Source organism: Helicobacter pylori (assembly GCF_001653455.1).
In the GTDB taxonomy this organism is placed as follows: Bacteria; Campylobacterota; Campylobacteria; order Campylobacterales; family Helicobacteraceae; genus Helicobacter; species Helicobacter pylori_A.
The window spans coordinates 404,402-424,897 of record NZ_CP011486.1 but is presented as its reverse complement, the minus strand read 5'-3'; the positions used below and the strand labels follow the sequence as shown (position 1 = coordinate 424,897).

Sequence of the window (20,496 nt, the reverse complement as noted above, 5' to 3'; positions counted from 1 at the left end):
ACTCTAAAATGGTTTAATTTTTCAGTTGCTCTAAGCGTTCTTTTTTAGTGCCAATATCCGTGATTTGAATGCCAAAATTCCCATCCACGATCACCACTTCGCCTTTAGCGATCACCTTGTCATCTACAAGGATTTCTAAAGGGTCATTCACCAATTGATCCAACTCCACCACGCTCCCTATATCCATAGAAACCACATCTTTTAAAATCATCTTTTTTTGACCGATACGCACCTTAACATTCAATTTCACGTCTAAAAGCATGCTAATGTTGCGGATTTCTATATTTTCTAAAGACGCATCGTGGGTTTTGGTTTCTTCAGTAGCGCTCTCTATGCTTTCTGGCTCTTTTTTAGTTTCAAATTGGCTTTCAAAAGCTGAAGTAACCAATAAAATCATTTGACTTTCTTTTAGGGCTTCCATTTTAAAAGAAAACACCATCGCCTTAGTGTAATCTTCTTTTTTAGGAAGATCTTTAGCAATTTCGGCGTTTGTGGTGGTGAAATTGAGTTTAGGGAGCAATTCTTGAGATTTTAAACTGGTAGCGATCGCTCCAAAAATATTGGAAGCCATTTCCTTGAATGCGTCCAAATCGTCATTATCCATTTCTTCCTTACTAGCCCCCTCACCTCCTAGCATCAAATCGCTTAAAGCAGTTACTAAGCCCACAGGAGCTAGCAATTCAATATGGCTCTCGCTTTTATCAATCGCGCTAATCATTACCCTTGCATAAGGCGCGCTGATTAAATTCGCTTCTTCATCATTAGAAACCTCTTTTTCTAACCCTACGCTCGGGGCTTTGCCCACTAACCCTTCTAAAGTAGAGACAACCTCTTGAATAAAAATCTTAATAAAATCTTGCATCGCTCACTCTTCTTCTATCTTCATAATATCGCCCACTTTGCCTCTGCGCTGTTCTTCTAACATTTCTAAAATCTCTTTAGTGCGCTCTTTTTCGCTATAAACCACCTCTTTAATTTGAATGGTTTTCCTATACCCTTGAAACCCCACGCTCGCTAAATAACGCTTTTTTTTATGCACATACACGCTCACTTCGTCATTGGCGATTTTATTCAAACGGATAGTATCCCCCACATCTAGATCCAACATTTCTTTCAAGCTCAATTCCACCGCTCCTAAAAACACGATCATATCCACGCTCACCCCGCTTAATAGCGCTTGCAATTCCTTGTTACGGCTCTTTTTGGAGTTGGTTTCTGAAAGCATTAAATCCCTACTCCCCATTTTAGAAAGAATGCTTTCAATGGAAATCACCGGGTAGCAAATATTCATCATCCCACGGCTATGCCCGATAATGATTTCTAAGACTACCATGATAGAAATTTCATTTTGAGCGACGATTTGAACCACATTCGCGCTGGACTCTTTAGCGTCAATCGTGGGGAACATTTCCACCACAGGCGACCACACTTCTTTTAAAATTTGCATCACTTGGCGTAAAATCGTATCCAACAAATTCAATTCAATATCGCTAAACTCTCTGTTTTGATCATATGCGCTCCCCTTACCCCCTAACAACCTGTCAATCATAGGGAAAGCGATGCTAGGGTTGATTTCTAAAACCCCCGTCCCTCCCATAGGCTTCATGGAAAAGACATTAAAACTTGTAGGGCTAGGCAAGCTCATCAAAAATTCCCCATAAGTCATTTGATCCACGCTATGGAGCTGGATCTCCACAATAGAACGCATGATAGAAGAAACTTGACTGGAGAGATTCCTAGCCATTTTATCATGGATACTCCTAAAAGAACGCAACTGCTCCTTACTCACACGATTAGGGCGTTTGAAATCATAGAGGGTAACGCTACGCTGCGGGATAATATCTTTTTTTTGGACATTTTGAATATCCACATTTTCATCAACGACCTCTAAAAGCGCATCAATTTCTTCTTGGCTTAAAATATCAGCCATGACTAGCTCCTAAAGATTGGCGCACCTTTTTTATCACTTCTTTAATAATTTGAGAAATGCGCGATTCCGTAATCCCTAAAATTTCTTTAATCTCGCTCAAATTCAACTCTTCAAAGTAATAAAGCTGGATAAGCATTTGCTCCCTCTCGCTCATTTGATTCAACACTTTTTGGACATGCTCTAATAATTCTTCTGCTTCAATCTTTTTAGTGATTTCATCTTGTTCAATCGCATTGAATTGCTCATCTATAGGCACTAACGCATAAATATCTGAAGCGGTTTTGGCTTCTCTAATCTTTTCAATATTTTCGCCTAAAGCTTTTGCTAAATACTCATCGCTAGGCTCTTTCCCATGCTCATTAAGGTATTTGGTAATCTCAAAATCAATGCTTTTAATGAGCTTCCTGTTAGAGCGAGAGATCACATCTAAAGAGCGCAAATAATCTAACATCGCCCCATTGACACGAGTTTTTGCATACCCCCAAAAAGAGTCATTCAACGCGCTCTCATAACGCCTGGCTAGTTTGATTAATTCTTCAGTGCCGATAGAAACAAGGTCGTTAAAATCAATAGAGCTGGGTAAACGCTCCTTTAAGCGAAACGCCATCGTGCGCACGGCCGGTAGATATTGGATAGCGAGCGCGTCTTGATGGTGGTGTTGTTGCTTGTCATAAGCGTTCAAAACCTTTTCTATATTTTTTTCGCTTTTTTCGCTTGGTTCAATTTGTTGGATTTCTTGGGGCATTCTATTTTCCATCGTCAAAATCATAATTTCTAATGTAATTTAAAATACTAGCCACTTCTTTTTCTCTGTTTTTAAATTCATGGTTGAAACGAAGCAAGCTCTCTTCAGTGCCTTTTTTGTCAAAAAGACAAATATCTAAATCCGTGCAAGCGATAAAAATAGACGCAAACAACAACGCAATCAAGTATCCCCCAAGCGTGGATAACACCGTCCATAATAAAATGCTCTCTGGCTCATTGAATTTCAACACCGAAAACACTAGCCCTAAAAAAAACCCCACCACAACCGAAAAATGGATAAAATTTTGAACTCTCATCAGTCTACCCCAAATACTTTAAAAGCCTTTTAAAAAAGCTTTTCAACCCTTCTTTTGGTATTTCTAAAGCGCCGGTTTCTAGTTTAGAAACTAAAAGGCTCGCTATCTGGTCAATGGATTGCGAAAACAAATCATTAGGGGCTATTTTTCTCAAAATCTTTCGCTCTCTCACATAGCGTTTCAATAAGGAGCTGTTTTCAATCGCCCCTAAGTAGTGCAATTCTAATGAAGCGATATTGTTTTTAGCCACCTTAAATAGCCTTTCATAAGTCGCCCTGCCTTCTTTGGGTTGGGCTACCATGTTAGCGATAAGAAACAATTCATCTTTATTTTTGGAGTTGATTTTAATGCATGCATACGCATCTGTAATCGCTGAAGGATCTGGCGTGGTGATAATGACCACGCAATCGCTCGCATTCAAAAACGCTTGAGTCGTGGCTCCAATCCCCGCACCCGTATCAACCACAATATAATCCAAAGAGCTTAAAACCCCCTCTTCATCTACGAACTGATCCAAAGCTTCTGCACCGCTGATGTATTTTAAAATTTCTTCGCCGCTATCCCCAGGGATTAAGCAAAGCCCGGGTTCAATTTCACAAATAATTTCTTGCAATTTGGCTTCACCTTTTAGGGCATGCAAAATATTTTTATGGGTTTTCACCCCAAAAATGACATCTAAATTCGCCAAACCAATATCCGCATCAAACACCCCCACCTTATAACCTTTTTTGTATAAAGAATAAGCTAAATTAGCGCTAATATTGGATTTTCCCACGCCTCCCTTACCGCTTGTGATAGCGATGAATTTAGTATTCCCCTTATTTTCAAAAAAACTTTTAGGGTTTTTAGCGTTCATCAAATTATCTAAGCGGCTCGCTTGATTGTTCATGCTTGTTCCTTATTAGGGTTATTAAAGCCATCTAGCATGCAATCCACTAAATATTCATTAGTCGCCACTTTCAAATCCATAGGCACTTCTTGCCCGATAGAAAGATAACTGATAGGCTTTTGGCTCTCATGAACTAAAGAAAACAAATTCCCTAACCCCCTGCTCTCATCTAATTTAGTAAAAATTAAAGTGTCAATCCCTAACACCCCAAAAGAATCATAAATATCTTTCATGTCTTCGTATTTCGTGGTTACAGAAAGCACTAAAGACACATCAATATTATAACCCCCATCTATAAATTCCTTCAACCCAGCGATTTTTTCCTTATCGTATTGCGAATGCCCTGTCGTATCCACTAAAATAAAATCGCAATATTCCAACGCTTCAATTTCTTTAGCAAAATCTTTTGCATCAATCACGGCTTCTATACTCATTTTCATTTTATTAGCATACCAACTTAATTGCTCCAAAGCCCCAATGCGATAATTATCCAAAGTGATAATGCCCACCTTGTATTTTTTAGCCAGCATCCTAGAATAGCGTGCAGCTAGTTTGGCTAGAGTTGTCGTTTTCCCCACGCCTGTTGGCCCTACAAGCATTAAAATGCGTTTTTGCCTTAGATTCAAATCTTCAGGGCGGCACAAGATCATTTTACGCAACACTTCTCTAAAATAGCGCTTGATCGTTACGGAATTTTCCCTCATGCGTAAAGGCATCAATTCCAGGCTTAATTGCATGATTTCATCTAAATGGCTGGGTTTCATCCCGCTTTGTTTGGCCAGTTTGTAAATTTCGGCAAATTCTTGAGGGATATTGACAGAGTTTGGGTTTTTCTCATCCCAAAACATGTTTTGAATGAGTTTCAGGCTGTCTCTAATTTTGCTTAATTGCAAATTAATGTCTTTAATTTCTTCTTCTTGTTTAATCTCTTTTTCTTTTCTTTCTTTTTTATAGTCGGCTTCATCTTTTAAGGCTTGCAATAAAGCGTCTTGCTTACTGGCCTCTAAAGGCGCATCTTCTAACGGGGCGTCTTTTTCTAAAGGAGTCTTATTTTTTGAAAAAGTATAATGGCGCTGACTGGATGAAACCCCGGCGAGTTTGCGCATTTCTTCCACAGTGTTTGAAAGTTGCATCACCACATCTTCTTCACTCAATTCTTCATCATACAAACTCTCCGGGATAAGGGGGGCTTTAGGGGGCTTGTTTCCTTCTTCTTCAACCGCCACAACGATTTCATAAAGCCCAGAAGAAGTGAGCGTTTTTTTACGGATTTCTTGGGTTTTAAACACTAGCGTATCCACCCCATGGTGGCTTTGAGCGATCTTTAAAGCCTCAGCGGCCGTCTCCCCACTATAGGTATAGAATTTCACCACTCCCCTTTTTTAAAAAGCATTTGTTGCAAAGTTAAAGGCACTAACACCGAATCCCTTTCACTCCATTTAGGATGAGGTAAAGTCAAATCATTTTGTCTTAAAACGACTTGATTGAAAGCGATAATATCAATATCCAAAGTTCTTGGAGCGTCTTTAAAATCGCGCTTCCTTGCACGGCCAAAACGCCTCTCTATATAAAAAACCAAAGCAAAAAACTCTCGCAAATTTAAACATGTCCTAAGGATAATCGTAGCGTTATAAAAATCAGGTTGCTTAACATAGCCAAAGGGCGGATTCACATAAACGGGCGAAGAAAAAATTTTCCCGATTTTGCTATGATTTTTAAAATATAAAAAACAATTTTTTAATATTTTTAAAGGATTTTTAAGATTAGATCCCAACCCTAAAACCACTCTGTTAGAAAAATCAAGCCTTTTTTTAAAAAGGCTAGGGAAAAAGCGGCTAGTCAGGATCTCTCGCATCACAAAAGCTCAGCCCTAGAATTTTTAATCACCACTAAATCTTCAATGCGCACCCCAAAAAATCCAGGGATATAAATCCCAGGCTCCACAGAAAACACCATGCCTTCTTCTAAAATGGTTTCACTGCGCGATGAAATATAAGGGAGCTCATGAATGTCTAAACCAATGCCATGCCCAGTGCTGTGAGTGAAATACTGCCCATAACCATACTCGCTAATCACCCCCCTAGCCAAGCCGTCCGCTTCTTTACCGGTCATGCCCGCTCTAATGCCTGAAATAGCCTTTTCTTGCGCTTCTTTGACAATATCATAAATCTTTTGACGCTCTTTATCCTTAAAACTTTGCTCCCTTTTGAACACAAAGTCTTTTGGGTCAAAAAAAGCTGTGCGAGTCCTATCAGAGCAATAACGCTCGTATTTGATCCCCATATCCAAAAGAATGCTATGCTCCGCTTTTAAAAAATCCTTAGCGCTAGGCAAGGCATGAGGTTTGCTCGCATTCGCATTCAAGGCTAAAATGGGTTCAAAACTCAAATCATAAACCCCTTCTTTCGTCAAAAAGTCTTTAACTTTATGCTGCAAATACCGCTCGCTCAAGGACTCTTTTTCATCAAAAATCTTCTTCACATACTCGGCAAAATTTTCAAAAGCTTCAACATTCAAGGCTTGAGATTTTTTGAGGAGTTTAATCTCATGCTCGTTTTTGATGATGCGTTTTTTGCGGTGGTAACTAGGCACGCCCTCTAAGGTAGTCTTAGCGCCAATCGCTGAATCCAAACGCTTATAGGTTTGTAAATTCACTTGATTAGGATCAAAAAAGAGCTTTTTAACAGAACTTTTGACAATCAAATCAATCGCGCTTTGCACTAAATCGCTAGACTCTATCACTTCCGCTAAAACGCCATTTTTAGGCTGAACGCTTTCTCTAGCTTCTTGAGTGTAGCGAGAATCAGTGATAAAAAACGAGCGATCGTCCAATTGCAAAAACAAAGCGTTATCGCAACTATAAGCGCACTCAAAAAACATCGCATTTTCATCAAGCGTGAAATGCGATTCTCTCTCTAATTCTCTCATTGATAACCCCCTTTTATTTTTGGTTGTTGATCGGGTTATTAGGATTGTTTTGTTGGGCTTCTTGGAAAGCTTTCATCTCAGCTAAAATATTGACCATCGCCATTAAAGCCATGTTGTAACCAAGCGGGCCAAATCCCATGATCACGCCTCCACAAGCCGCCCCGGTGTAAGAATTTTTCCTGAATTCTTCTCTAGCTTGAATGTTAGTCAAATGCACTTCAATGACAGGTTTGCCCGCCAACATGATCGCATCTGCAATCGCAATAGAAGTGTGCGAAAACGCTCCTGGGTTAATGATAATCCCTTCATAATCGCTGCCCACGCTCTCTTGGATCTTGTCAATGATTTCGCCCTCAAAATTGGTTTGAAAAAACTCTAATTCCACATCTAAATTGCCTTGTTTCACGAAAGTTTGCATGATTTCATGGATTTGATCTAAAGTTACCATGCCATAAAGTCTTGGGTCTCTGTGTCCTAACATGTTTAAATTAGGCCCTTGAATCACTAAAATTTTCATTATTTCTCCTTGTTTAATACGCAATGTTTGAGCATTATAGCATAAGTTTTTACCTTACCCCTTAAATCCCCCTAAGACCGCATTGTTAAGAAACTACCGCTTGACTAGCGTTAAATTTTTTGATGGTAAAAAGCGTTTTTATCCCTTTTTAAAAAAACAGCCATCATGATCATTCCTACAAAAAAACTTCCCGTAATGAAGAAGTCAAAGGGGTCAAACCCAATGCCAAAAATGAGGTAAAAAGCGAGTGTCGTTAATATAAAAAACGATATTAAAGAGTTTTGTTTCACCCCGCTCCAAAAAATCTTTACAACCGCTAATAAAAAAAAGAGCCAGATTAAAAAGCCTATGATCCCCCTAGTGGCTAAAACATGAATGATTTGATTGTCATACCTTTCATAACAAAGAATCAAATCTTTTGCCCTATAAGACTGCGACAGAGATAAAATCTCTTTTAATCTTTGGCATTTCTCGCTAGCGGCCATGCCAAAAAAAGGCCTTAAACGCAAAACCGTTAGGGCTTCTTTCCAGCGCTCCAAACGCCACCCGATACTGCTATCAGCGTCCTTTTTAGCGTAGCGTTTCAAATCCGCTTCAAAGCTTTGATTTTGAACCCTAGATTGCTCTATTGCCCCCCTTTTTTCTAAAGCGTTATTCCCCATATACAAAGCGCTCAAAACAAAACTCACAACCACCATGTAAGCTAATGGCTTGAGCGATTTTTTGGCGTATAGAATAAAACAAGAAAGGATCAAAAAAGTAATCACAAAAGCGATTGTAGCGCTCCTTGTAGAGCTTAAAATAACGACTAAAAACCCTACAAAAACAGAAAGGGTGAAAAAAAGTTTTTCTTTTTGATTGCACGAATAAAGTGCATAAATATAACAGCCTAAAACGGACACGCTCACTAAGACCACATACTCTTTAACCGTGCTAAACCCTTGCGCTCTGGGCATGTTAAAACAGATTTTTTGCACCAATGAAAGCAAGCCGTTGATAAAATTTGCAACAGCCATGCTATAAAAAAGGACTTTTTGGTTTAATTTGATTCTTAAACGGCTCGCAAAAAGCAAGCATAACGCCCCGCAAGCATAAGTTAAGGACATGTTTAAAGCAAATAAATTGTAACGGAAAGTTTGGCTATCATACATGTTAAACATGTTAGGGAAAATGCTTAAAAACACGCCCAAAAAAGCCAGAGTGAGCCATTTAAAGGGCATTGATTTCAGGTGGTTGATTTTAAAAGTCTCTTTCAAAGACGCTTGGAAATAACACCTTAAAAACAAAAAAACCATTAAAACAATCAATAAGACTTGCGTTAAAGGTTTTTTAAATGAAGTGAGAAAAAAAAGGGCAAAAATGAGAGTGAAGACAGAGTCTGCATTGAAGAAAGCTTTCAAACGCTCTTTCAACACAGATTCGCCATGATTTGAAATATCCTATAAACCGACAAAAACTTAAAAACTATCTGTCTTTAATGCCTAGCTTTTCAATCAAAACCACATAACGCGCATGATCGGTGCGTTTGATGTATTTTAACAAATTGCGTCTTTGAGCGACTAATTTCAAAAGCCCTAAACGACTGGAATGATCTTTAGGGTTAGCTTTTAAATGCTCGGTTAAAAGCTTGATCCTTTCATTCAATAACGCCACTTGCACTTCACAAGAACCCGTATCGTTTTCTTTAGTGGCAAACGCCTTAATGATTTCTTGTTTTTTCTCCAGATTCAAAGCCATAACGACCTCCTAATTGGTATGTTAAATTTAAAAATGGTGATTATAGCGTAAAATGAGTTTTTTGTGCAAATCCTTTTAAACTTTATATTATAATAAGCCTAAAAGACAAACACACTTACCAAATAAGGCATTGATTTTAGATTATGGCAAACGAACGCTCCAAATTAGCTTTTAAAAAGACTTTCCCTGTCTTTAAACGCTTCTTGCAATCCAAAGACTTAGCCCTTGTGGTCTTTGTGATAGCTATTTTAGCGATCATTATCGTGCCGTTACCGCCTTTTGTGTTGGATTTTTTACTCACGATTTCTATTGCGCTATCGGTGCTAATCATTTTAATTGGGCTTTATATTGACAAGCCTACTGATTTTAGCGCCTTCCCTACTTTGCTCCTCATTGTAACCTTGTACCGCTTGGCTTTAAATGTCGCCACGACTAGAATGATTTTAACGCAAGGTTATAAAGGGCCTAGCGCGGTGAGCGATATTATCACAGCGTTTGGGGAATTTAGCGTGAGCGGGAATTATGTGATTGGCGCTATCATTTTTAGTATTTTAGTGCTAGTGAATTTATTGGTGGTAACTAATGGTTCTACTAGGGTTACTGAAGTGAGAGCGAGATTTGCCCTAGACGCTATGCCAGGAAAGCAAATGGCGATTGATGCGGACTTGAATTCAGGGCTGATTGATGATAAGGAAGCCAAAAAACGACGCGCCGCATTAAGCCAAGAAGCGGATTTTTATGGCGCAATGGATGGTGCATCTAAATTTGTCAAGGGCGATGCGATCGCTTCTATTATCATCACGCTTATTAATATTATTGGAGGGTTTTTAGTGGGCGTGTTTCAAAGGGATATGAGCTTAAGCTTTAGTGCTAGCACCTTCACTATCCTAACCATTGGCGATGGGCTTGTGGGGCAAATCCCTGCTTTAATTATTGCGACAGCGACCGGTATTGTCGCCACTCGCACCACGCAAAACGAAGAAGAAGACTTTGCTTCAAAACTCATCACACAGCTTATGAATAAAAGCAAAACTTTAGTGATTGTAGGGGCGATTTTATTGCTTTTTGCGATCATTCCTGGACTCCCTACCTTTTCTTTAGCGTTTGTAGGGAGTCTCTTTTTATTCGTTGCATGGCTGATTAGCAGAGAGGGAAAAGACGGGTTGCTCACCCAATTAGAGAATTATTTGAGTCAAAAATTTGGCCTAGATTTGAGCGAAAAACCCCAAAGCTCCAAAGTCAAACCCCACGCCCCCACCACAAGGGCTAAAACCCAAGAAGAGCTTAAAAGAGAAGAAGAACAAGCCATTGATGAAGTGTTAAAGATTGAATTTTTAGAGTTGGCTTTAGGGTATCAGCTCATCAGTTTAGCGGACATGAAACAAGGGGGCGATTTGTTAGAAAGGATTAGGGGCATTAGAAAAAAGATAGCGAGCGATTATGGTTTTTTAATGCCTCAAATCAGGATCAGAGATAACTTACAGCTCCCCCCCACGCATTATGAAATCAAGCTTAAGGGTATTGTGATTGGTGAGGGCATGGTGATGCCGGATAAATTTTTAGCCATGAATACCGGTTTTGTGAATAAAGAAATTGAAGGCATTCCCACTAAAGAGCCGGCTTTTGGAATGGACGCTTTATGGATTGATGCGAAGAATAAAGAAGAAGCCATTATTCAAGGCTATACAATCATTGATCCAAGCACCGTTATTGCCACACACACGAGCGAATTGGTGAAAAAATACGCTGAAGATTTTATCACTAAAGATGAAGTGAAATCCCTTTTAGAGCGCTTAGCTAAAGACTATCCTACGATTGTAGAAGAGAGCAAAAAAGTCCCCACCGGTGCGATCCGCTCAGTCTTACAAGCCTTGTTGCATGAAAAAATCCCCATTAAAGACATGCTCACTATTTTAGAAACGATTACCGATATTGCCCCGTTGGTTCAAAACGATGTGAATATTTTAACCGAACAGGTGAGGGCGAGGCTTTCTAGGGTGATCACTAACGCTTTTAAATCTGAAGACGGGCGTTTGAAATTTTTAACCTTTTCTACCGATAGCGAACAATTTTTGCTGAATAAATTGCGAGAAAATGGCACTTCTAAAAGCCTGTTACTCAATGTAGGCGAATTGCAAAAACTCATTGAAGTGGTTTCTGAAGAAGCCATGAAAGTCTTGCAAAAAGGGATCGCTCCGGTGATTTTGATCGTAGAGCCTAATTTAAGAAAAGCCCTTTCTAATCAAATGGAACAGGCCAGGATTGATGTGATTGTGCTAAGCCATGCGGAATTAGACCCTAACTCCAATTTTGAAGCCTTAGGCACGATCCATATTAACTTTTAATTGATAAAATAATTGATAAAAAGGAGAATGATGCAAGTTTACCACCTTTCACACATTGACTTAGACGGCTATGCATGCCAGCTTGTTTCAAAACATTTTTTTAAGAATGTCCAATGCTATAACGCTAATTATGGGCGTGAAGTCTCAGCGAGAATCTATGAAATTTTAAATGCGATCGCTCAATCTAAAGAAAGTAAATTCCTTATTTTGATCAGCGATTTGAATTTGAATTTAAACGAGGCGCAGTATTTGCAAGATAAAATCCAAGAACACCGCTTGCAAAATAAAGACATTCAAATCCAACTCTTGGATCACCACATTAGCGGTAAAGAAGTGGCTGAAAGTTTTCATTGGTATTTTTTAGACATTAACCGCTGCGCGACTAAGATTGTGTATGAATTTTTAAAAAAGCATTACACGATTTTAGAGCCTAAAGACACGATATGGCTAGAGCCTTTAGTGGAAATGGTCAATTCTGTGGATATTTGGGACACGCAAGGTTATGGCTTTGAACTGGGTAAGGTGTGCATGCGCATGATCAACCAAAGCTCTGAATTGAACCGCTTCATGTTTGATGAAGAGAACCGCAACTATAAATTAAAGCTTTTAGAAGAAGTTAAAAACTATTTGTTTTTAGAAAATGCCCCTGTAGCCTATGATAATGATTTGTTCAAGCTTAAAAAAATCGCTTTAGGGGGCGACCCTACTACAGAAACGATGGACAATATCTCTTCAAACGCGCAAACGCATTTGCTCTCTTTAAAAAAGCACGATTGCAGCGTTTATTACCAGGATAAAAAAGGGTTTTTAAGTTATTCTATGGGGGGTATTAGCGTGTTGGCTAACCTTTTCTTAACGCAAAATCCGGATTTTGATTTTTATATGGATGTGAATGCTAAAGGGAATGTGAGCTTAAGGGCGAATGAGAATTGCGATGTGTGCGAACTCAGTCAAATGTGTTTTAATGGAGGCGGTCATAGGAATGCGAGTGGGGGCAAGATTGATGGCTTTAAAGAAAGTTTTAACTACAGAGACATTAAAGAACAAGTAGAAGAAATTTTCAATAACGCTTAAAACGCTCAAAATTTAAAGCTAGCCCCATTTTTTTAAAAAGCATGGGTAATGAAAACTCTTTAATTTTTAAAAAATGGGGTTTTGGTTACTCTATGTTTAAAACTCGTTTTTTCTTAAAATCCCCCTAATAAAATCCCCCTAACCCCCCAAGACTGCTTTTTTAAGAAATTATCGCTTGCTTTTTACAAGCTCTTTTATCCTTTGATTGCAAAAAATGTTTTTAGCATTTTTTAAGTTTTATTATCCATATTTAGATAGGGTCAAAGTTTTATTTTTGTGTTTTAATGACTGAGATCAACATGATCTTTAGTATTTTTTAATCCAAATACCTCACTCATAAAGCTACAAATAAAACCCCAACTAAGGGGGCATAATGTGATTATTATTAATATATTATTAAAATATTTTCAATGATTTACCCGCTCCAAACCCCCATTATCATCAATAGTATTTTTTACAAAAAAGCCATGGAGCTTATTCTTCACATGCAGGTTTTGGGTAACAAAAACGATAGCCTCTGCGCCTTACCGTTTCAACCGTGGAAATCCCCAAAGGCTTATCCATTTTTTGGCGGATTTGATTGATCGCTACTTCAATCACATTAGGGGTAACCATTTCAGGCTCTTCCCAAATAGCGTCTAAAAGCTGTTCTTTGGAGACGATTTGATCCCTATGCCTTGCAAGATGCGTGAGCACTTCAAAAGGCTTGCCCTTAACTTCAACTTCACGCCCTTTGTAAACAATCTTTTCTTCATCAGGGCTGATGGTCAAATCCCCAATTTCAATCACATTAGATCCCCAAAATCTTAAACGAGCTTCAATCCTTGCGACTAAAGCCTTAATGCTGCGATAAGGTTTGGCGATATAATCATCCGCGCCTTGCTCAAACGCATGGACTTCTTCCTCGCTTGTGGGGTTATCAGAAGAAACTAAAACAACGATAGAAGGATGTTTCTCTTTGATTCTAGAAACAAAACTTAAGGCATTTTTATCGCTAACCATAACTAAGTCATAATTCCTAATATCCATAAGATATTCCCCATCCTCTAAACTTTCTGTTACATCAGCCATAAAGCCTTTAACATTCAAGCCCTTTTCAATCTCTCCACCCAAAACAGAATTTTTTTCAATCAGTAGAACGCGCATGGTGTATGGACTCCTGTATTTAAGAGTAATTCAAATGTTGATTATATCATAATTTTAAATTAGTTTAAGAAAATATTAATAAAAGTTATCGCTTGATGAGTGTAAGCTCTTGAATTTAGATTGTAAAAAATGCCTTTGAGCCTTTTTTGTTAAGTAATTTGAAAATCGCTTGCTAAAAATTACAATTCTATTGTATAATTGCAAAGCCGCTAAGATTGAAGGGTCACCTCCCCCTCCTTTCCCTTTGTCTTAGCGGTTGTTTTTTTAACCCTTATTTTAAACGCTCCATTACGATTTGATCCACAACTCGCTATTTTTAAGCTATTGAAAATTTTTTAACTAAAATGATTTTTAGGCAGAAGTCTTAGGTATGCGATCTCGCTAGGGGCTAAAAACCTTAAAGGAACGCCCCAATACCCTGCGCCACTACTCACATAAATTTGAGTGGTGTCGCTGTGTTTGTATAAACCATATAAATAAGTCTGCACCAACTTGACTAAAAGGCTAAAGGGGAAGATTTGCCCTGCATGGGTATGCCCTGAAAGCATTAAATCCACAGAATGGCTTTCTTTAAGGCTTCTAATTTGTTTAGGCTGATGGGCTAAAAGGATCGTGGGCTTACTGTTATTGCGTTTTTTTAAAGCTTTATCAATATCAGGGGCAAAATTTTGATGCTTTCTTGCGAAATAATCATACACGCCGCACAAATTAACCCCATCCAAATCCACGCACTCATTCCCTAAAATCTTCAAATTTAAAGTTTCAAGAAACGATAAAATCGGCTCTATGCCGTGATAATACTCATGATTTCCTGGCACATAAAAGGTGCCATGGGTGCTTTTAAGGTTGTTTAAAGGCAGTAAAAAAGATTTGACTTTTTCAATGTTTTCATCCACCAAATCCCCCCCAATCAACACCATATCCACTTCTTTTTGATTGACTTCTTCTACAATGTAATTGACAAAATCTTTTTGCAACAAACTCCCCACATGCATGTCTGTGAGTAAAATGATCTTTAATTCCTTGTCTAGTTTGTCTAAATAAATAGGGGTTTCTTTGATTTTAGGGCGAGCCAACCCTTCATAAAACCCGCGCCAAAAATACCCTAATAACGCTAAATAAAACCCCAATTTTAAAAAATTTTTTAAACTTTTACGCCTTGAATGCAAGAAATCTATTTTTTCTACGGAATAAGAAAACCCATAAAAACTTAAAGAAAGAATAAATACAATAAAGGTTACAAACGAACATGCTGAAGTTAAAACAAATAAATAGCTAGGCATGGTGTTTCTATAAAAAGCAAAAAGCGCCTCGCCTATACTTAAAAGGATAAAAAACCCCAAATAAGCGTATTGAGAGACTTTCTTTAAGGTTAAAAACGATTTTAACATCCTAAAAGAACTATAATTCAAGAGATATAAAACCAATAAAAACGCTATGGAAATCAGCATGTCAGCCTTTTAGTTATAAAGTGTTTTGTTATACTAGCATATTAACGCTAATATCCCTTTAGAGCTAATATCCTATCAATGCCTTATCTTATAACCAAACCATTCTTAAGCGTTATGACTAAGATCATTTTTAACATTCAAAAATCCCCTTTCACCACTCAAAAAGCGTTTTAACCTTTTTCAAATCCTTATACTCCACGCTTTTGATGGTGTGATCCTCTAATTCAAAATCCACGCTCAAATCGTTAGCGTCTTTAAGGATAGCTTGAAAGCTTTCTTTGTTCACAAGCTTGACTCCCACTTTTTCGCCTAAAGAAAGCTTGAAGTGTTTAGGGGTTTTAAGCACCCTTTCTAAACCCATGGAGCTCACTTCTAAAATGTAAGCGTCTTTGAGAAAATCGCACACATCTAATAAGGGCGAAATCACCTCGCTCACTTGTTGGCAATTATCCAAGCTAACCGCCCCATTAGGGTTTTTAAGACTCACTCTTAAAATATTGCGTTCATTTTCTTTAACTAAACTCACATCATAAAGCAAGTAACCCAAGCTTTCAATCACGCCCTCTATTCGCTCTTCTATTTTTTTAGTCATGATCTTTTCCTTTAGCGATTTCATCAAATATAGCGTCTAGGCGGAGCTGTTTTTCTAAACTATTGTCCAAAACAAAACTGAGTTTTGGGCATTTAAACCACCCGCTAGCTTGCAAAACAAACTGCCTGATAAGACCCTCAGCTCTTTTTAATTTAGAAAGGATTTTGTGATCTTGTGAAAGCACAAACACAAAGGCATGGTGCTTCCCTTTAGAGCATTCCACTTTAGTCACGCTCAAAGAATTCAACTCGCTGTCATTCAAACTTGATAAGGCTTCTTGCAACAACTCTAAAAGATTGGATTCTAAGCGTTCTTTATGGGCGTTCATTAGAGGGTTCTTTTTTTATGGATTTCTTTGTAGGTCTCAAACACATCGCCCACTTTAATCTCATTATAATTTTCTAGCATGATTCCGCATTCATAACCTTTAGAAACTTCTTTAGCGTCATCTTTAAAGCGTTTCAAAGAAAGGATTTCGCCGGTGTGAACCACCACGCCATCTCTAATCAAACGCACCTTAATGCCACGAGTGATCACCCCATCGCTCACCACACACCCGGCTATCGTGCCAACTTTAGGGATATTAAAGGTTTCTCTCACTTCAGCCTGTCCGGTATGTTCTTCTTCAATAATAGGACTCATCAAGCCCAATAAGATCGATCGCATTTCTTCAATCAAGGCATAAATCACCGTGTAAGTTTTAATGCTCACATTGTATTCTTTAGCCTTATTTTTCACATTACCGGTAGGGCGGATATTAAAGCCTAAAATCACAGCATGCTCACTGCTAGAAACTAAACTTAAATCATTCTCAGTAATACCCCCCACCCCTGAGTGGATCACTTGGATTGCCACTTCTTCGTTATTAAGCTCTAACAAGCTGTTTTTAATGGCTTCTAGGCTCCCTTGCGTATCCGCTTTAATAACCACAGGAATATTTTTCAATTCCTTATTAGCGACCATTTCTGAAAGCTCATCAAAAGACACTTTAGTGCTTTTACTCAACGCTTTTTGGCGTAAATAAGTCGCCCTCTTTTGAGCTTGCAAGCGCGCGATAGAATCGTTTTCCACCCCTATTAAAACAGAGCCAGCGGGTGGCACTTCGCTCAAGCCTGTAATGAGAGCCACCATAGAGGGTTTGAGACTTTGAATGCTCTTGCCTTGATCATCAGTCATCGTCCTTACTTTTCCAAACGCCGTTTCTGCAAAAAAGCTATCCCCCACGCTCAAAGTCCCGCTTTGCACAATCACAGTCGCCACTGCCCCACGCCCTTTTTCCACGCTCCCTTCCAAAACAACCGCTCTAGCCCTACCCTCTTCTATGGCTTGTAACTCCATAATATCCGCTTGAATAAGAATGGTTTCTAGCAAATTGTCAATGCCATCGCCTGTTTTAGCCGAAACAGGGATAAATTCATATTCTCCGCCCCAATCCACAGGGTTATAACCAAGCTCAGCGCATTCGGCTTTGAGCTTGTCCGGATTGACATTAGGCTTATCCATTTTATTCATCGCAAAAATCACAGGCACATTAGCCGCCTTCGCATGCTCTAAAGCTTCAATCGTTTGTTGCTTCACCCCATCATCAGCCGCTATCACAATCACTGCAATATCTGTTACTTGAGCCCCACGATTACGCATCTGGCTAAAGGCTTCATGCCCTGGAGTGTCAATGAAAGACACCCATTTGCCATTCTTTTCTACCATGTAAGCGCCAATGTGCTGAGTGATCCCCCCAGCTTCAGTGTGAGCGACTCTTTTATCACGGATTTTATCTAGTAGCGAAGTTTTACCATGATCAACATGCCCCATGATAGTTACCACAGGCGGGCGCTCTTTTTTCACGCCCTCTAACACTTCTTCCACTTCAAATTCTTCCAAAGTGTTTTGAACAGAAATTTCCAAATGAAACTCTTCGGCTAAAATCTCTATGCTATCCTTATCCAAAAAATCGTTTTTAGTTACCATAAGCCCTAGATTAAAAAGGGTTTTAATCACATCAGCCAGATTCAAATTCGCTTTTTGCGCGAATTCATACACGCGCACTTCTTCAGGGATAGAAATCGCGCTTTGGACTACTTTTTGGCTGTTATCGTTACGAAACACACGCTTTTTTTTGGATTGCCGTTTGATGCCGCTTTCATTCATCCAAGGGTTTTTCCTTTGGACGCGCACCCTATCGTTGATATTTTGGCGGATTTCTTTTTCTTCTTCTTCGTTTAAATTGTCTTGTTCATGCAAATCAAACAATAAGATTTCATCGGTTTCATCATCATAAATATCATTGCCCTTAAAATCCCTCGCATCGCTAAAATCAATTTTATGGGATTTGTTGTTTTTGGCTGTGGGGGTGGCTTTGGGCTTGCTCGGTTTTTTAGCTTTTTTAGTCTCTTTGTCTTTTTCTTGCCATTCTTTTTTAATGTCTTCAAAAATAGCCGCCGCGCTCTGAGTGGGTTTTTTGTTTTCGGTTACGCTGTTTTGCGTTTCATTTTCTGCTTCATCATTGCGTTTAATGACTCTAAAACCGGTGCGTCTTTTAATGTTTTCATGGCGTTTGTTGTCTAAATGCTCTTGCTCAAGCTTTTTAGTTTCGCTGATTTCTTGTTTGGCGTTGGTGTTGCTAATATTATTCGTGTTATTCGCAGTGTTGCTTTGGGTGAGCTTGTTTAGGGCTTCTCGGCTTTTTTGGATTTCTTGGAGCTTTTGCTTGGCTTTTTCTATTTGAGATTGAGAGGGAGCCACCGCTTTAGGAGCGTTTTCTACAGGGGGCGTTTTGTTTTCAAAAGTATCAACAATCTCTATTCCTTTCTTTTTAAGAATGGGCGTGGGAGCTTCTTTTTTCTTTTCTTTAGTTTTTTTGGGCTTTGACTGGCTTTTTGCCTCTTCTTTTTTAGGCGTTTTGGAAACCTTTTTATTAGAAGTTTTAGGCGTTGTAACCCCATTTTCTTTATTGTCTTGTTCAAGATTTTTAGCGGGCTTGTTAGCTTGCACCTGTTCTCTAATGCCTTCCATAATGTATTTGTATAGCTTGGCCGCTTGCTCTGGGGTCATTTTGGAATTAGTTTTAAGCTCCAAACCAATATCTTTGGCTTGTTCGATCACATTTTTAAGCTCTTTTTGCGTCTTACCCAGCTCGGTTAGAATTTTTTTTAAATCAACCATATCACTCATGCTATGCTTCTCTCCTTAATCCAATTGATGATATTTTTGGTATCTTTTGGGGCATTCTTTATTTTTGAAATCGCTTTCAACAATTTTTTTTCTCCATTCTTTAAACAATTTTCACACACATAAAAACTACGGCCTTTGCCGTCAAACTCCATGATTTGATTTTCAAAACTTTTCAAGCGCAACAAACCCTTTTGAGGTTGGCACACTCTGCACGCCACGCACATGCGGATTTTAATTTCAGTCTTTCTCAATAAGGACTCCATCATTATCAAAATCTAAAACCGCTACCCTAAATTTAGGGAATTTCTTGCTCAAAACCTGCTTTAATTTAGGGGCGTCTTCTTCATAACACATGTTAAAAAACGACGAACCGCTCCCTGAAAGCGTGCTCATTAAGGCGTTATTTTCTAAAGCAAGCTTTTGGATCGCAAACAACACAGGATAAGTTTGCATGCGTTTGTTTTGATGCATCCTATCTTTTGCACAACAACGCAACAAATCCCACTTGCCTTGCACAATCGCCATGGTCATCAAGCTCGCATGCGAAAGATTAAACACGCTTTCTTGCACGCTGTAACGCTTGGGCAAAAGGTGGCGCGATTGCTTAGTGGAAATGGCTCTATTAGGGATCACCATCACCGCTTTTAAAAAAGAAGGGATTTTGGTTTTTAGACTTATCACTTTCTTTTTTTCCACAAACGCCGCATTATACCCCCCAAACACCGCTGGGGTGATATTGTCCGGGTGGTTTTCATAAATTAAAGCGGTATTGACAATATTTTCTCTGTCAAAAGCAAACCCTAAAAACGCAAACGCCGAAGCGACTGCACCCACAATCATCGCTGAGCTAGACCCCATGCCCCTTGTAATAGGGACTTTATTATGCAATAAAAATTTAAACGATCCGTCATTGCCATGCTTTTTTAAAATCTCATAAAACACTTTAGTGAAAATATTGTTGGTTAAAAATTTAGGGATCCTTTCGCCCTCCCCAACCAATTTCACCGCATGAAAATTGCTAGGCTCAATAAAAAAACGATTGCGTAAATTCAAGCTCAAACCCAAGCAATCAAAACCGGGGCCTAAATTCGCACTTGTTGCAGGAACACTCACTACCAAATTTTAAACCCCTATTTTTGATACCCTATTCTTTTTTTAAGTCCGTATTATACACTAAATAGGAGGCAAAATGTAAAACGGCGTGTTGGATTGGGTGAATTTATCTTTCTCTAAATAAGAAGGCAGCATGAAATCTTTAGGCAAAACCTTTAAATCCTTAAAATCCCTCAAGCTCTCCATTTCTTTTGAAACAAAGTATTGATTAGCATACGCTAAAATGGGCGTGTTGTCGTTAAAATCAAAACCTGTGGTTGAATAGAGTTCAAAGTCGTAAATTGAAGCTAGAGTGTGCAAAAAAATGTGCGTGAGTTTTAGGCTTGTGAAACTCCCTGGCCCTTTAGCGTAATAAACCCCTTTAATTACCGGTGAAGCAGGGTAAAGATTTTTAAAATCTTTGAATAATTGCGAGAAAACTTCCACTAAAGCTTCGCTTGTTTTTGCTTTGGAAGTGTAAGAAGCTTTTAAAGAATTGTTTTGATACACACCGAGCAAAACCCCATCGCCTAAAGAGATAAGCGCTAAATCCAATTCCAAAA

21 protein-coding genes are annotated in these 20,496 nt (G+C 38.8%); 2 read left to right on the top strand and 19 right to left on the bottom strand.

Going from position 1 to position 20,496, the window contains the following annotated elements; all coding sequences use genetic code 11:
* Nucleotides 1-13: 13 nt before the first annotated feature.
* From fliY to rpsO, 11 genes are all read right to left on the bottom strand, one after another.
* On the bottom strand, nt 14-862 hold the full coding sequence (gene fliY, locus AA977_RS02030) for a flagellar motor switch protein FliY (protein ID WP_064434384.1): 849 nt from the start codon (nt 860-862) through the stop codon (nt 14-16).
* A gap of 3 nt (nt 863-865) precedes the next feature.
* The gene (gene fliM / locus AA977_RS02025) at nt 866-1,930 is read right to left on the bottom strand and encodes a flagellar motor switch protein FliM (RefSeq protein ID WP_000763576.1); all 1,065 of its coding nucleotides are present in this window, start codon (nt 1,928-1,930) and stop codon (nt 866-868) included.
* Nucleotides 1,923-2,699 (bottom strand): RNA polymerase sigma factor FliA, encoded by a 777-nt coding sequence (locus AA977_RS02020; RefSeq protein WP_064434383.1) that lies wholly within the window; start codon nt 2,697-2,699, stop codon nt 1,923-1,925. Before AA977_RS02020 ends, fliM begins: the two co-directional genes overlap by 8 nt.
* The gene (locus AA977_RS02015) at nt 2,677-2,991 is read right to left on the bottom strand and encodes a hypothetical protein (protein ID WP_001265943.1); all 315 of its coding nucleotides are present in this window, start codon (nt 2,989-2,991) and stop codon (nt 2,677-2,679) included. The genes AA977_RS02020 and AA977_RS02015 overlap by 23 nt, the downstream gene beginning before the upstream one ends.
* 4 nt (nt 2,992-2,995) lie before the next feature.
* Nucleotides 2,996-3,880 carry a flagellum site-determining protein YlxH gene (gene ylxH, locus AA977_RS02010; RefSeq protein WP_064434382.1) on the bottom strand — a complete coding sequence of 295 codons (885 nt, stop codon included), beginning with the start codon at nt 3,878-3,880 and terminating at the stop codon, nt 2,996-2,998.
* Nucleotides 3,877-5,250 carry a flagellar biosynthesis GTPase FlhF gene (flhF, locus tag AA977_RS02005; protein WP_064434381.1) on the bottom strand — a complete coding sequence of 458 codons (1,374 nt, stop codon included), beginning with the start codon at nt 5,248-5,250 and terminating at the stop codon, nt 3,877-3,879. Before flhF ends, ylxH begins: the two co-directional genes overlap by 4 nt.
* Nucleotides 5,247-5,735: a 2-amino-4-hydroxy-6-hydroxymethyldihydropteridine diphosphokinase gene (gene folK, locus AA977_RS02000; RefSeq protein WP_020972088.1), complete on the bottom strand. Its 489-nt coding sequence runs from the start codon at nt 5,733-5,735 to the stop codon at nt 5,247-5,249. Before folK ends, flhF begins: the two co-directional genes overlap by 4 nt.
* A complete protein-coding gene (locus AA977_RS01995; protein WP_064434380.1) occupies nt 5,735-6,808 on the bottom strand; it encodes an aminopeptidase in 1,074 nt (357 codons plus the stop codon). The genes folK and AA977_RS01995 overlap by 1 nt, the downstream gene beginning before the upstream one ends.
* A gap of 13 nt (nt 6,809-6,821) precedes the next feature.
* Nucleotides 6,822-7,325, bottom strand: a complete 504-nt coding sequence (aroQ, locus tag AA977_RS01990; RefSeq protein WP_000699289.1) for a type II 3-dehydroquinate dehydratase — start codon at nt 7,323-7,325, stop codon at nt 6,822-6,824.
* Nucleotides 7,326-7,435: 110 nt separating this feature from the next.
* Nucleotides 7,436-8,740, bottom strand: a complete 1,305-nt coding sequence (locus AA977_RS01985; protein WP_064434379.1) for an O-antigen ligase family protein — start codon at nt 8,738-8,740, stop codon at nt 7,436-7,438.
* Between the two features lie 49 nt (nt 8,741-8,789).
* A complete protein-coding gene (gene rpsO, locus AA977_RS01980) occupies nt 8,790-9,062 on the bottom strand; it encodes a 30S ribosomal protein S15 (RefSeq protein WP_001207116.1) in 273 nt (90 codons plus the stop codon).
* A 143-nt stretch (nt 9,063-9,205) separates the two neighbouring features.
* On the opposite strand from rpsO, the gene flhA reads away from it, so the two are divergent.
* Nucleotides 9,206-11,407, top strand: coding sequence for a flagellar biosynthesis protein FlhA (gene flhA, locus AA977_RS01975; RefSeq protein ID WP_001262839.1), 2,202 nt, complete (start codon nt 9,206-9,208; stop codon nt 11,405-11,407).
* A 30-nt stretch (nt 11,408-11,437) separates the two neighbouring features.
* A complete protein-coding gene (locus tag AA977_RS01970) occupies nt 11,438-12,481 on the top strand; it encodes a 3',5'-cyclic-nucleotide phosphodiesterase (RefSeq protein ID WP_064434378.1) in 1,044 nt (347 codons plus the stop codon).
* 474 nt (nt 12,482-12,955) lie between these two features.
* On the opposite strand, the gene hsrA is transcribed toward AA977_RS01970, so the two are convergent.
* The 8 genes from hsrA to AA977_RS01930 form a co-directional block, all read right to left on the bottom strand.
* The gene (gene hsrA, locus AA977_RS01965) at nt 12,956-13,627 is read right to left on the bottom strand and encodes a response regulator-like transcription factor HsrA (RefSeq protein WP_064434377.1); all 672 of its coding nucleotides are present in this window, start codon (nt 13,625-13,627) and stop codon (nt 12,956-12,958) included.
* Nucleotides 13,628-13,962: 335 nt separating this feature from the next.
* Entirely contained in the window at nt 13,963-15,078 is a 1,116-nt protein-coding gene (locus AA977_RS01960; protein ID WP_064434376.1) for a metallophosphoesterase, read from the bottom strand.
* 151 nt (nt 15,079-15,229) lie between these two features.
* On the bottom strand, nt 15,230-15,670 hold the full coding sequence (gene rimP / locus AA977_RS01955) for a ribosome maturation factor RimP (RefSeq protein ID WP_064434375.1): 441 nt from the start codon (nt 15,668-15,670) through the stop codon (nt 15,230-15,232).
* Entirely contained in the window at nt 15,663-15,998 is a 336-nt protein-coding gene (gene rbfA / locus AA977_RS01950; RefSeq protein WP_064434374.1) for a 30S ribosome-binding factor RbfA, read from the bottom strand. Before rbfA ends, rimP begins: the two co-directional genes overlap by 8 nt.
* Nucleotides 15,998-18,841: a translation initiation factor IF-2 gene (infB, locus tag AA977_RS01945; protein ID WP_064434373.1), complete on the bottom strand. Its 2,844-nt coding sequence runs from the start codon at nt 18,839-18,841 to the stop codon at nt 15,998-16,000. Before infB ends, rbfA begins: the two co-directional genes overlap by 1 nt.
* The gene (locus AA977_RS01940; protein ID WP_172796000.1) at nt 18,838-19,092 is read right to left on the bottom strand and encodes a DUF448 domain-containing protein; all 255 of its coding nucleotides are present in this window, start codon (nt 19,090-19,092) and stop codon (nt 18,838-18,840) included. The genes infB and AA977_RS01940 overlap by 4 nt, the downstream gene beginning before the upstream one ends.
* On the bottom strand, nt 19,079-19,960 hold the full coding sequence (thrB, locus tag AA977_RS01935; protein WP_033604048.1) for a homoserine kinase: 882 nt from the start codon (nt 19,958-19,960) through the stop codon (nt 19,079-19,081). Before thrB ends, AA977_RS01940 begins: the two co-directional genes overlap by 14 nt.
* 54 nt (nt 19,961-20,014) lie before the next feature.
* On the bottom strand, nt 20,015-20,494 hold the full coding sequence (locus AA977_RS01930; RefSeq protein WP_033604049.1) for a hypothetical protein: 480 nt from the start codon (nt 20,492-20,494) through the stop codon (nt 20,015-20,017).
* Between the last annotated feature and the right edge of the window lie 2 nt (nt 20,495-20,496).